Below are 13,532 nucleotides of genomic sequence, written 5' to 3'. Positions count from 1 at the left end.
CGAGGCAGCCCCGCCCGGGCCGTCCCTGTGAGCGAGCCGACCATCCCCACGGCGGCCTGCGGCGTTAGGGTCGGAAGGGTATCCACTCGTTACCTTCTCCGCACCGGAGGTGCACCCTTGGCCGCACTGCGCCAGTACCTGGGCGTCTGGCGGATCCCCGGCGCCCCGATGCTGCTGATCCTCGGCGTCATCGGCCGGCTCGGGATCGGCATGACGCCGCTGGCGCTGCTGCTGGTGGTCGCGGAGGTCACCGACCGCTACTCGCTCGCCGCCGTCGCCGGCGGCATCTACGCGCTCTCCGGCGCCGCGCTCAGCCCGATCGCCGGGCGCATCGCCGACCGGGTCGGCCCCACCCCGGTGCTGCTGGCCACCGCCCTGGCCCACCCGCTCGCCCTCTTCGGGCTGCTCGGCGCCAGCCGGTCCGGCTCCGGCAGCCTCGCCCTGATCTACCTGGCCGCCGGCGTCGCCGGTGCCACGTACCCGCCGCTCACCGCCGCCATCCGCGGCGCCTGGAACGACCTCACCGCCCCCGCCACCGGCCGGGCCCACCTCCGCAACACCGCGCTCGCCGCGGAGACCTCCCTCTTCGAGGTCGTCTTCGTGCTCGGCCCGCTGCTGGTGGCCGGTTTCGTCCTGGTCGCCGACGCCGCCGCCGCGCTGATCGGCGCCGCCGTGGTCACCCTCGTCGGCACCACCGCCGTCGCGCTCGGCCGGGTGATGCGCGGCTGGCGGCCGCACCCGCGCGAGCACCACGCCCGGGGTCTCGGCCCGCTGCGGGTCGGCGGCTTCCCGGCCCTGCTGCTCTGCGTTGCCAGCCTCGGCATAGCCTTCGGCGCCGCCGGCGTGATCGTCCCGGCCTTCGCCGGGAACGCCACCGCCGACGACCCGGAGAGCCTCGCCGGCGTGCTGCTCGCCGTCTGGGGCATCGGCAGCGCCCTCGGCGGCTTCTGGTTCGGGGTACGCCGGCCCGCCGCCAACATGACCCGCCAGTTCGCCTGGCTGCTCGGCGCGGTCGCGGCCAGCTTCGCCGTCTTCGCCGTGATGCCCACCCCGGCCGCGCTCGGCGTCGCGCTGGTGCTCGGCGGCGCCACCATCGCCCCCGCGCTGACCCTGGAGAACACCCTGGTCGGCCGGATCGCCCCGGCCGGCATGCTGAACGAGGCGTACACCTGGGTGGTCACCATGTCGGTGGCGGCGAGCGCCGCCGGGGGAGCGGTGGCCGGGCTCATCGTCGACCACGCCGGCGGCGTGCCCTGGGCCTTCCTCTTCGCCGGGGCGGCGGTCGCCGTCGGTGCCGCGGTCGCCGCGCCGCCCACCGGCCCGATCGCCCGCGCCGAAGCCACCGCGGTACGCGCCGAGCAGTCGCTCGTCGCCTGAGCCGCGGGGATCAAACCGGTGCGGGCGGGTACCACCCCGGCATGTTCCTCTTCTTCTCGAACCGGGTCGGTTGCCTCGGGTCGCTCCTGGTCAGCGCCGTCGTGACGGTGATCCTGCTGCTGATCTTCTCGCGCTGACCGTGGCCGGCCCTCAGACGCCGAGACCGCCGACCACCGTCAGCTCCTGGCTGGTGAACTCGCCGGTGAGCATCGGCATGGCCCGGCCGATGGCGGCCCGGGTCTCGGGAAGCCGCAGGGAGGCGTCGTGGTGTTCCTTGCTCTGCCACACCTCGGTGACCCAGATCGTGACGTCGTCCTGGTCGGAGACGCCCACCACGTACAGCTCGCAGCCGACCTCGCGAAGCCCGTCGACGCCGCTCAACAGGATGGCCACGACGTCGTCCCGGCAGCCGGGCCGGGTTTTCATCGACCCGAGGTAGCCGTAGGGCATCGTCCGCTCCCCGCTCTCGGTGGGTCAGGCCGCCGCCAAGCGCTGATCCGGGCGACGGCCTGACGCGTGTCCTACCGGTAGTTGGTGAACTGGAGGGCGACGCCGAAGTCCTCGCCCTTCAGCAGCGCGATGACGGCCTGCAGGTCGTCCTTCTTCTTGCCGGTCACCCGGAGCTGGTCGCCCTGGATCTGTGCCTGGACGCCCTTCGGGCCCTCGTCGCGGATCTTCTTGCTGATCGCCTTGGCCTTGTCCGAGTCGATACCCTGGATCACCTTCGCGTCGATCTTGAAGATCTTGCCCGACGAACGGGGATCGCCAGCGTCCAGCGACTTCAGCGAGATGTTCCGCTTGACCAGCTTCTCCTTGAAGACGTCCAGCGCGGCCCGGACCCGCTCCTCGGTCTCCGCCTGGAGGCTGATCGCCTCCTCGCCCGACCAGGAGATCTCGGCGCCGGTGCCGCGGAAGTCGAACCGCGTCGCGAGCTCCTTCTCCGCCTGGCGGAGGGCGTTGTCGACCTCCTGACGGTCGACCTTGCTCACGATGTCGAACGACGGGTTCGCTGCCATGCTCATGCTCCTGCTGTCCGGCGGTCTGTCCTGATCCGTCCCCACTGACCAGCGTGGGACCCCCTGACGGTACCCGCTTGCGGCGGTCCGGGGGGCAACCGCTATCCTTGCTTCCGCTGCCGCGTTGCGACGTGGTGCGGTGCCCTGGCGGGTTGCCCGAGCGGCCAATGGGAGCGGACTGTAAATCCGTCGCGAAAGCTACAGAGGTTCGAATCCTCTACCCGCCACCAGGGAACGCAAGGCCCTTGACCTGCGGAGACGCAAGTCGGGGGCCTTTGTCGTCTCTTACCGAGCGGCAGGGCGGCTCCGGGTGTGGCATGGCCTATGCGGTTGCCTGGCGCTCGGCGTCGCTGCGTAACACGCAGAACTCGTTGCCCTCCGGGTCGGCCAAGACGACCCAGCCGCTGCCGTCCGGATCGCGCCGATCGGCGACGACGGTGGCGCCCAGGGCGCGGATCCGCTCGACCTCTTGATCGCGTCGTACCTCGGGCTGCAGGCAGATGTGCACACGGTTCTTGACGCTCTTCGGCTCCGGCACCCGCTGGAAGTAGAGCCTGGCGCCGGAGGGCGGCTCGATGGCCACTTCCTCGTCGTCGGGCTTGACCTGCGGGTCGACCGGGCAGTCGAAGACCTTGCCCCAGAAGTGCGCCAGTTCGTACGGGTCGGCGCAGTCGAACGCGACATTGCGGATGACGGTCCCCATCCGGTCAGCCTCGTATCCGCGCGGCGAAGAGGTCAACTCATATCGACAGGCGAAGGCCTTCCGCGGCGCGGCCCGGCCGGCGCCACGTGCACGCCAGGTTCGCCCCCTGGGCGGGGGGTGGCAAACAGCCGCCGACGCGAGCAGGTCGTGACGCCTCAGGGCTGGCGCTTCTCGACCCGGGTCCACCCGGTCCAACCACGCTCGACGATCAGTTCCCGCAGCCGCGCGACGACGGGGTGGGCGCCATCGGCGAACGCGTCCATCAGGCGGATGAACTCCGCGTCGGGAACGTGTTCGTCCCGCCAGTCCAGCTGCCCGTTGGCCGCCGCCTGCTGGTAGAGCCGGACCATCTTCGGGTCGGCCAGCTCGGCCACCTTCTGGGCCATGAACGCCGGGATCGCCTCCGGCCAGCGCGCCGCTATCAGGATCCAGGCGTCCCGCTCGGCCACGATCATCGCCACGTCGACACCTTCCGCGTGGCCGCGTCCGTCAGTGAGAAGCGGGCCAGCAGGTCATCCGCAATCCGGCCCGGATCGCTCAGATGCCGCAACCGGGCGACCAGCACCAGGTTTTCCCGCCCGCTGAGGATCTCATCGACGGCCGCGAACTGTCCCGTCAGACTGATGGACTCCCGCACCTTCGCCGCTTGCGTGGCGACCTCGAAGCCGTTGACGCTGGTCGTCCCCGCGTCCGGCTTGAGCAGCGTGGACAGGATCCGCACGACCGTGGTCTTGCCCGCCCCGTTGGAGCCGAGCAGGGCGAAGATGCTGCCTCGCGCCACGTCGAAGTCCACGCCGCGCAGCACGTGCAGCTCTTTGTATGACTTCTCCAGGCCCTGGACCTGGATCACCGGCCCGCGGACCTGCTCGGTTGTCATCTGAAGATCTCTGGACATGGCGCCAGCATGCAGCGTTGACGCTGCGTCAAGGTCAAGCCCCGAGAGCAGGGCAGTCGGTCTACCCCAGCCTCACGTAGTTCCGTGGCGAGGTGCGCGGATCGGACAGCCCGAGCCCCTTGCCCGGACATCGATGATGGTGGAGTCTGTTCGACGGGGTCCCCGCGGCTGCCCGGTTCGCCGTCCATTGTGGCCAAGGTCGCCCGATCATCATGGCTGGTAGGCGAATCTGCTCTTACGCGCCGTTTAACCGGGAAGTCGTTGTGCACGCCTTCCGTAGCAGCCTCGGGACCGATCGTGACGCCATGCTGGGCCGGAGGGACGGGCGCACCGGTCGAACGGATGATTTCCCTGTCCGGCGCCGCGAGGAGGGCCCTCCACCGCTTTTCCGCGTGCCCCCCGTGTGGCACGATCGTGGAACCTCCACCATCGCTGAAACTCTCTCGACAGGAGCAATCATGTCTGGTCGAAGGTTGGGCCGGCTGCTTGGCTCACTTCTCGTTCTTGCCGCTCTCCTGGGCGGTGCCGGCGGTTTCGACGTCGATGGCAGCGCGGGGGGCGCGCAGACCCTGGACATCGTGTGGCAGTGACCGGTCTCTCCGGTCCGTGTTCGTCGAGCCCGGCTGTCACGAGCACCGGGTGCCGGCCGGGCGACGACTCGCGTCGGTGACGGGGGCGGCGCGCCGCCAACCCGAAGGAGCGGCATGATCCGTCGCGATCAGCCACGACGTAGGTCGTCTGAGGACGCCTGGATCATCACGGCACCGATGGCGCTGGTCGCCGTGGCCTGCGCCACGGTGACCGGGTTGATCGCCGAACACCCTGTCGGCAAGTGGCCGCAGGCAGTGCTCTTCCTGGCCCTCATGATCGTGGCGGGGCTGCCGCTGCTGAGCCTGGTCGTTCGCCGGCAGACGCTCGGCGTCACCCTCACCGAGCTGCCCCTCGTCCTGGCGCTCTACTTCCTGCCGCCGCTGACCGTCGTGGTCATCTACACGCTGACGGCGCTGATCACGCACATCCGGCACCGGTTCTCGGCGCCGAAGGTCTGGTTCAACGTCGCCCGCGCCGCGGCCGGCACCTCGCTGGCCGTGCTGGTGCTCCAGGCGTTCCCGCGGATGAACGGGGTCGGGCCCCGCACCTGGGTCAGCATCTTCGCCGCCGTCAGCATGGTCCTGCTGGTCAGCGTCGTCAGCGTGGTCGCCGTGCACACCCTGCTGCACGGCTGGCAGACCGGACGCGGCGCGCTGCGCAGCGCGAAGACGCCCCTGCTGACCGCCGGGATCAACGTCTCGGTCGGGCTGATCGTGCTGATCCTGGTGCGCAGCACCTGGTGGTCCCTGCTGCTGCTCGCCGCGATCGGCGCCGGCCTGGTGCTGGTCTACCGGTCGTATGCGCAGTTCTTCCGGCAGCACCGCACCCTGACCGACCTCTACGACCTGACCCGCGCGGTGGTCGAGAGCGGGCAGAGCGGCACCCTGGCCGACGCCCTGCTCGGTCGGGTCCGCGCCCTCATGCAGGCCGAGTACGCGACGCTCTGGCTCCCGGCCCAGGGGCGGCACCCGGAGACGCTGCTGACCGCCCGGGTCGACGACCCGGGGCTGCTGGACGTGGCGCACACCCCGCAGGCGCTCCGCGAGAAGGTGCGGGACAGCCGCCGTACGGTCGCGGTCGGCCGGGGCGTGACCACCGACGACGAGTTCCGGGCGGATCTGGGGGAGCGGCGGGTCAAGGACGCCGTGGTGGTGCCGCTGCGCTCAGGCCCGGTCGTGATCGGCACCCTGGAGGTGGCCAACCGGCTCGGCGACGGCAACCACTTCGCCCCGGGGGACATCGCGGTCTTCGAGACCGTCGCCGCGCACGCCGCGGTCGCCCTGGAGAACTCGCGGCTGGTCGACCGGCTCCGGCACGACGCCGAGCACGACACGTTGACCAAGCTGCCGAATCGCCGGCGGATCACCGCGGCGGTGACCGAGGCGGTCCGGATCGCGGCGCCCGGCGAGGTGGTGGCCCTGCTGCTGTTCGACGTCGACCGGCTGCGCCAGGTCAACGAGTCGCTGGGCCACGCGGCGGGCGACAAGGTCCTTGTGGATGTGGCCGAGCGGCTGCGCGCCCACGCGCCCTCCTCGGCCCTGGTCGGTCGGGCCGGCGGCGACGAGTTCCTGGTGACGCTGCGGCTGGAGAGCACCGAGGCGGCACTGGAGCTGGCCGGCCAGCTGCGCGAGCAGATCCGCGGCGAGATGGTCTTCGACGCGCTCACCCTGGACGTGGACACCGCGGTCGGGGTGGCCGTCCACCCGGAGCACGGCAGCGACGCGGTGACGCTGCTCCAGCGGGTCGACCTGGCCGCCACGGCAGCCAAGTCGGTCCCGGGCAGCGTCCAGCTCTACAGCCCGGCGCTGGAGTCCCGTTCGCTGCGCCGGCTGGGCCTCGCCGGCGACCTGCGTCGGGCGCTGGACGACGGCGAGCTGGAGGTCTACTTCCAGCCCAAGGTCACGCTGCGGGACCGGCGCCTGGTCGGGGTGGAGTGCCTGGCCCGCTGGGAACACCCGGCGCACGGCACCGTGGTCCCGGACGACTTCGTGGCGGTGGCCGAGCACACCGGCCAGCTCGGCCGGCTCACCGAGTTCGTGCTGCGGGAGAGCCTGCGGCGCAGCCGGGACTGGAGCCACGGCGAGCAGGCGCTCGCCATCTCGGTCAACCTGGGTGCTCGGACGCTCACCGACCAGCACTTCCCGACCCTGGTGCGGGACCTGCTCGACGAGTACGGCGTGCCGCCGCAGCGACTCACCCTGGAGATCACCGAGGCCGGGGTACTGGACGGCACCGAACGTCCCATCCCCACCCTGCAGCGTCTCCGCGACCTTGGTGTCCGGCTCTCGGTGGACGACTTCGGCACCGGCAACTCTTCCCTGGCCCAGCTGCGCCGGCTGCCCGTGCACGAGGTCAAGGTCGACCGCTCGTTCGTGCAGGGGATGGCGACGGACCCGGGCGACCTGGCCATCGTCAATGCCGTGGTGACGCTCTCGCAGCAGTTCGGCCTGGCCGTGGTGGCCGAGGGCGTGGAGAGCGAGCTGACCCTGGAGCTGCTCCAGGACATCGGCTGCGAGATCGGCCAGGGCTTCCTGTTCAGCCGGCCCCTGCCGTACGAGCGGCTGGAGGCCTGGTTCGGTGCCCAGGTCGACCCGGAGACGATCGTGGCGGGCGAGCTGCCGCGCCTGCGGGTCGTGCCCTGAGCTGTGGGAACGCGGTGACGGGGGATCCGATTTCACCTCGGCGACGGGGTCGTGTACTGTTTCCTCTGCGCGACACCCCCCGGGGTGATCGGGTAGGCCCCCTTAGCTCAGTCGGCAGAGCGTCTCCATGGTAAGGAGAAGGTCTACGGTTCGATTCCGTAAGGGGGCTCAGAGGGTCCGGCTGGACCCGCCACGGCGGTGTAGCTCAGATGGCAGAGCAAGCGGCTCATAATCGCTGTGTCGCCGGTTCAAGTCCGGCCACCGCTACTCTCGTCCTCCGGGCCCGCCCGGTGGTCGGTGGGATGGGCGCCATAGGCGCCCACTTTGCATGTCCGCGTAGTCAGCGCGTAGTCTGATGCGCCGTAGTTGTTACCCGTGAGCGAGGAAGGCACTCCGCCGTGGCGAAGGCGACCGATGTCCGGCCGAAGATCACTTTGGCGTGTGTGGAGTGCAAGGAGCGCAACTACATCACGCGCAAGAACCGCCGCAACGACCCGGACCGCATCGAAATGAAGAAGTTCTGCCCCCGGGACGGCAGGCACACCCTCCACCGCGAGACCCGCTGATCCACGGCCGGCCCAGCCGGCCCACAGACAGCTTCCGAACGCCGATCCGCACGGACGGCGGCCTCCGAGCCGCCCGACCGTACGGATCGGCGTTCGTGCTTTCCGTGTAGGTTCGCGGCATGTCCCTGGACCCGTCCTTCGTCGGCCGGACCTATCCGCCGACCGCCCCCTATCAGGTGGGCCGAGAAAAGATCCGCGAGTTCGCCGCCGCCGTCGGCGCGACCGACCCGGCGCACCACGACCCGGCGGCCGCCCGGGCGCTCGGCCATCCCGACGTGGTGGCCCCGCCGACCTTCCCGGTGATCGTGACCATGGCCGCCAGCCGGCAGATCGTCGAGGACCCGGTGCTCGGTGTCGACTACAGCCGGGTGGTGCACGGCGACCAGCGCTTCGCGTACACCCGGCCGGTGGTGGCCGGGGACGAGCTGGTCTGCGTGAACACCATCGAGGAGGTCACGAGCCGGGGCGGGCATGGCTTCCTGACCACCCGCACCGACGTGAGCACCGTGGCCGGCGAGCCGGTGGTCGCCGTGTGGTCCAAGATCGTCGTACGCGGGGAGGCCTGAGGAAATGGAACTGCCCACCCAGACGTTCCGGGTGACCCGCGCGGACCTGGTCCGCTACGCGGGCGCCTCGGGCGACTTCAACCCGATCCACTGGAGCGACCGGACCGCCACCAAGGTCGGCCTGCCCGGGGTGATCGCCCACGGCATGTTCACCATGGCCCTGGTCGGCCGGGCGGTGACCACCTGGGCCGGCGCGCCGGACGCGGTGGTCGACTTCAATGTCCGCTTCACCCGGCCGGTGGTCGTGCCGGACACCGACGAGGGGACCGAGGTCGAGGTCGCCGCGGTGGTCAAGGAGGTCACCGCGGATGGCCTGACCAGGCTCGACATCACCGCGACCTGCCTGGGGGAGAAGGTGTTGTCGCAGGCTCGGGCACTCGTCCGGACGCCTCGCTGAGGATCCGTCCGACGCGCTAGGGGTGGACCGGTTGGGAAAGTCGCATGACTACCCGTACACTGGTCCGCCGTGGGGCAAGTGACCCTGCTCGGCACCTCGTGTCCGGGCGGGGTGAGTTGCCGCACAGGGGTGTAGCTCAATTGGCAGAGCAGCGGTCTCCAAAACCGCAGGCTGCAGGTTCAAGTCCTGTCACCCCTGCGCCTCAGGCCTGACCGTTCCCGTGGGTCGCGCCGCCGCAGGGCGGCGCCCGGCCCGTGGTGGTGGCATCGGCGGGGTTGGTTCCGAGGCATTCGGGGCCCTCCCGGTCGATCCGCCGGCCGCGGCCCGTCGCGGGACGGTTGGTCCGGCCGGCGTGACCACACGCCGCGCACGCCGCCCGGCGTGCGACCCGATATCCCGCACGGAGGGCGAAGTGGCCGAGAGCAAGCGGCGCGGCGAGGACGCCGGCGACGAGCGTCTGAACGACGACGCGACCGTCGACGGCGTGGCCGACGACGACGCCACCGACGCGGACGAGCCGGTCACCCGGGGCGGCACCGCCACCCGTAAGCGGGCCCGCGCCGATTCGACCGAGGGCCGGAAGACCCGGAAGGACACCGAGCGGATCGGGCTGTTCGCCCGCATCGCGCGGTTCTTCCGCGAGGTCGTGGCCGAGCTGCGTAAGGTCATCTGGCCGACCCGCAAGGAGCTGCTGACCTACACGGCCGTCGTGGTCACCTTCGTCGCGGTGATGTTGGCGATCGTGGCCGGCCTGGACTACGGCTTCGCGAAGGCGGTGCTGTGGGTCTTCGGCAACCCCAGCTGACCTGCGGACAGCGATAGTGACGGAAGTGAGCGAGCGTGCCTGAGTACGACGAGACCGCCGAGACCACGGACGAGCAGTCCACGGTGGCGACGGCGGCCAACGATGAGTCGGTCGAGGCCGCCAGCGAGCCGGAGTTCCCGACCACCGAGCCCGCCCCGGACGAGGACTTCGACCCGGTCGCCGAGCTGCGCCAGAAGCTGCGCTACGCCCCCGGCGACTGGTACGTGGTGCACTCCTACGCCGGCTACGAGAACAAGGTCAAGACCAACCTCGAGACCCGGATCACCTCCCTCGACATGGAGGACTTCATCTACCAGGTCGAGGTGCCGACCCGGGAAGAGGTCGAGGTCAAGAACGGCAAGCGGTCGCAGGTCCAGGCGAAGGTCTTCCCGGGCTACATCCTGGTCCGGATGGAGCTCACCGCCGAGTCCTACTCCTGCGTCCGGAACACCCCGGGGGTCACCGGCTTCGTCGGCGCGACCGACCGGGCCGACCGCCCGGCGCCGCTGAGCCTCGACGAGGTGCTCAAGTGGCTGGCCCCGGCGGTCGAGACCGAGCAGAAGAAGGCCAAGCCCGAGATCAAGGTCCTCGACTTCGAGGTCGGCGACTCGGTCACCGTCACCGACGGCGCCTTCGCTTCGCTGCCGGCGACGATCAGCGAGATCAACGCCGACCAGCAGAAGCTCAAGGTCCTGGTGTCGATCTTCGGCCGGGAGACCCCGGTCGAGCTCAACTTCAACCAGGTCGCCAAGATCTGACGCACGTCCGCACCGGCGGTGGGCCTCCCGGCCGGCCGTCGGTGCGTCGTTTTCGCCGTCCGCCGGACCTCGGCGGGGAGGGTGGCGGAAGGCTGCGCTACCCTAGAACGTCGGCTGTCCGCACCGCGCTGACCGTGCGCGCCCGCGGGCCGGCGAAAATCCCAGTTCCAAGCCCCAGGAAGAGACATGCCTCCGAAGAAGAAGCTCGTCAAGACGTTCACGCTTCAGCTGCCGGCGGGCCAGGCCACTCCGGCGCCGCCGGTCGGCCCCGCGCTCGGCCAGCACGGCGTGAACATCATGGAGTTCTGCAAGTCCTACAACGCGCAGACCGAGTCCCAGCGGGGCGACATCGTCCCCGCCGAGATCAGCGTCTACGAGGACCGCACCTTCACCTTCGTGCTGAAGACCCCGCCCGCCGCCCGGCTGCTGATCAAGGCCGCCGGCGTGCAGAAGGGCTCGGGCGTCCCGCACACGCAGAAGGTCGGCTCGGTGACCCGCGCCCAGCTGCGCGAGATCGCCGAGAAGAAGATGGCGGACCTCAACGCCAACGACATCGAGCAGGCCGAGAAGATCATCGCCGGCACCGCCCGGTCGATGGGCCTGACCGTCGCCGACTGACCTCGGTCAACCGCTCCACCCGAATCATTTCGTGGGAGGGCCGCGCAGTGCGTGGGCCCGCCATAGACCACAGGAGTTACGAGAAATGCAGCGCAGCAAGAGCTACCGCAAGGCCGCCGAGGGCATCGACCGGTCGAAGCTCTACTCTCCCGCCGAGGCCGTCAAGCTGGCCAAGGAGACCACCAACGTCAAGTTCGACGCCACGGTCGAGGTCGCGATGCGCCTCGGCGTCGACCCCCGCAAGGCGGACCAGATGGTCCGCGGCACGGTCAACCTGCCGCACGGCACCGGTAAGACCGCCCGCGTGATCGTCTTCGCCGCTGGCGCGAAGGCCGAGGAGGCCGCCGCCGCCGGTGCGGACGAGGTGGGCACCGACGAGCTGGTCGCCCGCATCCAGGGTGGTTGGCTGGACTTCGACGCGGCGATCGCCACCCCGGACCAGATGGCCAAGATCGGCCGGATCGCGCGGATCCTGGGCCCGCGCGGCCTGATGCCGAACCCGAAGACCGGAACGGTGACCATGGACGTCACCAAGGCGGTCGCGGACATCAAGGGCGGCAAGATCACCTTCCGGGTGGACAAGCACTCCAACCTCCACCTGATCATCGGCAAGGCCTCGTTCTCCGAGTCCCAGCTGATCGACAACTACGCGGCGGTGCTGGACGAGGTCCTGCGCTCGAAGCCGTCCGCGGCCAAGGGCAAGTACCTGAAGAAGGTCACCCTCACCACCACCATGGGCCCGGGCGTCCCGGTCGACCCGAACGCGGTGAAGAACCTGACCGAGGCTTCGGCCGAGGCCTGAGCGCGACTGCCCGGACGGGGCCCCGCCACCACCCGGTGGCGGGGCCCCGTCCGTCTGTCCGGTGTGGCAGGCTCGGCGCATGCGGCTGGAAGGCGTCTGGCTGCGGTACCACCGGCGCGGTCCGTGGGTGCTGCGGCAGACCGACGTGGCGATCGGCCCGGGCGAGGTGGCGGTGGTGCTCGGGCGCAACGGGGTGGGCAAGTCGACCCTGCTCCAGCTGGCCGCCGGCGTGCTCCGGCCCACCCGGGGCCGGGTGGTCGACCGGCCGGCGGCCGTCGGTTGGGTGCCGGAGCGCTTCCCCGCCGACCAGCCGTTCACCGTGGGGGCTTACCTCAGCGCGATGGCCCGCATGGCCGGCCTTCCCGGCGGGGAGGCCGACCGGGCAGTGGGGCGCTGGGTCGACCGGCTCGGCCTGGCGCGCTTCCACGGGGTGCGGCTGCCCCAGCTGTCCAAGGGCACCGCGCAGAAGGTCGGCCTGGCCCAGGCGCTGCTCCGCCCGCCCGGCCTGCTCGTCCTCGACGAGCCCTGGGAAGGGCTGGACGCGGCCGCCCGCGACCTGGTGCCCGAGGTGATCGGCGAGGTGCTGGCCGACGGCGGCGCGGTGCTGGTCAGCGACCACCGCGGCGAGACGGTCCGGCTCCCCGGCGCCCGGCACTGGTCGGTCGCCGACGGCACCGTCACCGAGGCGGCGCCGTCCGGGGCCGCGGCCACCGTCGTGGTCGAGCTGTCGGTCCCGGCCGCCGGGGCCGCCGCCGCCGTCGCCCGGTTGCGCGCCGACGGCCACCACGTCCTCCGGATACGCGACCACGCCGTCCCGCCCCCCGCCACGCGACCCGGGTGCGACTCCCCGTCCGCCGCGGACCCGGTGTCCGATGCCGGCCGGTCTCGTCCCGCTCCGCACGAGGCCCCGGTGCCGGATGCCGGCCGGTCCCGTCCCGCTCCGGACGAAGCCGCCGTGCCAGGCTCGCCCGGTCCGGCGCCTGAGGTGGCCCGGTGACCGCCCTGGTCCGGCTGCGGCTGGCCGGCTTCCTGCGTACCGGGCGGGCGCTGGCCCCGGTGCTGGCCGGCCTGCTGGCCCTCGGCGTCCTCTACGGCGGCGGCCGGGCCCAGCCGGCGGAGGCCTACGGCGTCTCGGCGGTGGTGCTCTTCCCGGTGCTGGCCTGGCAGACCAAGATCCTGCTCGACGTCGAGCCCGACGTGCAGCGCCGGCTGGCCCGGGTGGTGGTCGGCCCGGCCCGGGAGCGGGTCGCCGGCCTGCTCGCGGCGGCCGTGGCCGGCCTCGGCGCGATCGCCGTCGCGCTGGTCTTCCCCTGGCTGGTCGGCGGGGTGACCGGCCCGAGCGCACCGGGGGATCGTCCGTTTGCCGAGGGCCTGGCGCTCGGCCTCTGGGCCCACCTGCTGGCCCTGCCTGCGGCGGTGGCGCTGGGGGCCCTGGCCAGCCGGGCGATCACCCGCAGCGCCGGCTACGGCGTCGCCGTGCTCACCGTCGGCGCGGTGGCCGTGCTGGTCCTCGGCCTCTCCCGCTCGGTGGCTCCCTGGCTGGTTCCGCCGGTGCTGCCCACCGCCCGGGCGCTGGCCGGCCCGCTGGCGGCCCCCACCGGCGTGCTGCTGACCGCCTGGGCGCTGGGCTGGGCGGCCGTGGGGCTGACCGGCTACGCCTGGGGCCGCCGGGGCCGCGCCTGAGTGACCGGGGGCACTCCGGGGGGATTTGGCGGTTGGGGACGCGTCGCGTAACCTGGTGCCGTAGTTCCACCCAAAGACCGCTGGTCACCGTGCCCTGGCACGGTCGAAGGTTC

14 protein-coding genes, 4 tRNA genes and 2 pseudogenes are annotated in these 13,532 nt (G+C 71.5%); 15 read left to right on the top strand and 5 right to left on the bottom strand.

Features of this window, described 5'->3' with window-relative positions; translation table 11 throughout:
* Nucleotides 1–117: 117 nt before the first annotated feature.
* On the top strand, nucleotides 118–1,377 hold the full coding sequence (locus tag ACFYPD_RS02980; RefSeq protein WP_387108080.1) for an MFS transporter: 1,260 nt from the start codon (nucleotides 118–120) through the stop codon (nucleotides 1,375–1,377).
* Between the two features lie 150 nt (nucleotides 1,378–1,527).
* Here the strand turns inward: ACFYPD_RS02980 and ACFYPD_RS02975 are convergent, their stop codons facing one another.
* Nucleotides 1,528–1,827 carry a putative quinol monooxygenase gene (locus tag ACFYPD_RS02975; RefSeq protein WP_387108077.1) on the bottom strand — a complete coding sequence of 100 codons (300 nt, stop codon included), beginning with the start codon at nucleotides 1,825–1,827 and terminating at the stop codon, nucleotides 1,528–1,530.
* 71 nt (nucleotides 1,828–1,898) lie between these two features.
* On the bottom strand, nucleotides 1,899–2,393 hold the full coding sequence (locus ACFYPD_RS02970; protein ID WP_387108075.1) for a YajQ family cyclic di-GMP-binding protein: 495 nt from the start codon (nucleotides 2,391–2,393) through the stop codon (nucleotides 1,899–1,901).
* Nucleotides 2,394–2,539: 146 nt separating this feature from the next.
* Between ACFYPD_RS02970 and ACFYPD_RS02965 the strand changes: the two genes are divergently transcribed.
* Nucleotides 2,540–2,623: transfer RNA gene (locus ACFYPD_RS02965), tRNA-Tyr, on the top strand.
* 92 nt (nucleotides 2,624–2,715) lie between these two features.
* Here ACFYPD_RS02965 and ACFYPD_RS02960 read toward each other — a convergent pair.
* The 3 genes and pseudogenes from ACFYPD_RS02960 to ACFYPD_RS02950 all read right to left on the bottom strand — a co-directional run.
* Nucleotides 2,716–3,096, bottom strand: coding sequence for a VOC family protein (locus tag ACFYPD_RS02960; RefSeq protein WP_387108073.1), 381 nt, complete (start codon nucleotides 3,094–3,096; stop codon nucleotides 2,716–2,718).
* 155 nt (nucleotides 3,097–3,251) lie between these two features.
* A pseudogene (locus tag ACFYPD_RS02955) lies at nucleotides 3,252–3,566 on the bottom strand (MerR family transcriptional regulator); the annotation flags it as partial.
* Nucleotides 3,554–3,991 (bottom strand): annotated as a pseudogene (locus tag ACFYPD_RS02950) (ATP-binding cassette domain-containing protein); the annotation flags it as partial. The pseudogenes ACFYPD_RS02950 and ACFYPD_RS02955, both read right to left, overlap by 13 nt.
* A 704-nt stretch (nucleotides 3,992–4,695) precedes the next feature.
* On the opposite strand from ACFYPD_RS02950, the gene ACFYPD_RS02945 reads away from it, so the two are divergent.
* From ACFYPD_RS02945 to ACFYPD_RS02885, 13 genes are all read left to right on the top strand, one after another.
* On the top strand, nucleotides 4,696–7,224 hold the full coding sequence (locus tag ACFYPD_RS02945; protein ID WP_387108070.1) for a putative bifunctional diguanylate cyclase/phosphodiesterase: 2,529 nt from the start codon (nucleotides 4,696–4,698) through the stop codon (nucleotides 7,222–7,224).
* 96 nt (nucleotides 7,225–7,320) lie between these two features.
* Nucleotides 7,321–7,393, top strand: a tRNA-Thr gene (locus ACFYPD_RS02940).
* A 25-nt stretch (nucleotides 7,394–7,418) separates the two neighbouring features.
* Nucleotides 7,419–7,491: transfer RNA gene (locus ACFYPD_RS02935), tRNA-Met, on the top strand.
* A 131-nt stretch (nucleotides 7,492–7,622) separates the two neighbouring features.
* The gene (rpmG, locus tag ACFYPD_RS02930) at nucleotides 7,623–7,790 is read left to right on the top strand and encodes a 50S ribosomal protein L33 (protein WP_210829543.1); all 168 of its coding nucleotides are present in this window, start codon (nucleotides 7,623–7,625) and stop codon (nucleotides 7,788–7,790) included.
* Between the two features lie 119 nt (nucleotides 7,791–7,909).
* Entirely contained in the window at nucleotides 7,910–8,356 is a 447-nt protein-coding gene (locus ACFYPD_RS02925) for a MaoC family dehydratase N-terminal domain-containing protein (RefSeq protein WP_387108067.1), read from the top strand.
* A 4-nt stretch (nucleotides 8,357–8,360) separates the two neighbouring features.
* Nucleotides 8,361–8,753, top strand: coding sequence for a MaoC/PaaZ C-terminal domain-containing protein (locus ACFYPD_RS02920; RefSeq protein ID WP_387108065.1), 393 nt, complete (start codon nucleotides 8,361–8,363; stop codon nucleotides 8,751–8,753).
* Nucleotides 8,754–8,878: 125 nt separating this feature from the next.
* A tRNA-Trp gene (locus ACFYPD_RS02915) sits at nucleotides 8,879–8,951 on the top strand.
* A gap of 214 nt (nucleotides 8,952–9,165) precedes the next feature.
* Nucleotides 9,166–9,558, top strand: a complete 393-nt coding sequence (gene secE / locus ACFYPD_RS02910; protein WP_387108062.1) for a preprotein translocase subunit SecE — start codon at nucleotides 9,166–9,168, stop codon at nucleotides 9,556–9,558.
* Between the two features lie 35 nt (nucleotides 9,559–9,593).
* Nucleotides 9,594–10,316 carry a transcription termination/antitermination protein NusG gene (gene nusG, locus ACFYPD_RS02905; RefSeq protein WP_387108060.1) on the top strand — a complete coding sequence of 241 codons (723 nt, stop codon included), beginning with the start codon at nucleotides 9,594–9,596 and terminating at the stop codon, nucleotides 10,314–10,316.
* A gap of 186 nt (nucleotides 10,317–10,502) precedes the next feature.
* Entirely contained in the window at nucleotides 10,503–10,934 is a 432-nt protein-coding gene (gene rplK / locus ACFYPD_RS02900) for a 50S ribosomal protein L11 (RefSeq protein WP_212831294.1), read from the top strand.
* An 85-nt stretch (nucleotides 10,935–11,019) separates the two neighbouring features.
* Nucleotides 11,020–11,736, top strand: coding sequence for a 50S ribosomal protein L1 (gene rplA, locus ACFYPD_RS02895; protein ID WP_387108057.1), 717 nt, complete (start codon nucleotides 11,020–11,022; stop codon nucleotides 11,734–11,736).
* A gap of 79 nt (nucleotides 11,737–11,815) precedes the next feature.
* A complete protein-coding gene (locus ACFYPD_RS02890) occupies nucleotides 11,816–12,733 on the top strand; it encodes an ATP-binding cassette domain-containing protein (RefSeq protein WP_387108055.1) in 918 nt (305 codons plus the stop codon).
* Nucleotides 12,730–13,419: a hypothetical protein gene (locus ACFYPD_RS02885; protein WP_387108053.1), complete on the top strand. Its 690-nt coding sequence runs from the start codon at nucleotides 12,730–12,732 to the stop codon at nucleotides 13,417–13,419. Before ACFYPD_RS02890 ends, ACFYPD_RS02885 begins: the two co-directional genes overlap by 4 nt.
* Nucleotides 13,420–13,532: the final 113 nt, after the last annotated feature.

It is taken from the genome of Micromonospora sp. NPDC005299 (assembly GCF_042872345.1).
In the GTDB taxonomy this organism is placed as follows: Bacteria; Actinomycetota; Actinomycetes; order Mycobacteriales; family Micromonosporaceae; genus Micromonospora.
Note: the sequence above shows the minus strand (reverse complement) of the source record. Positions and strands in the feature narration are given on the sequence as shown.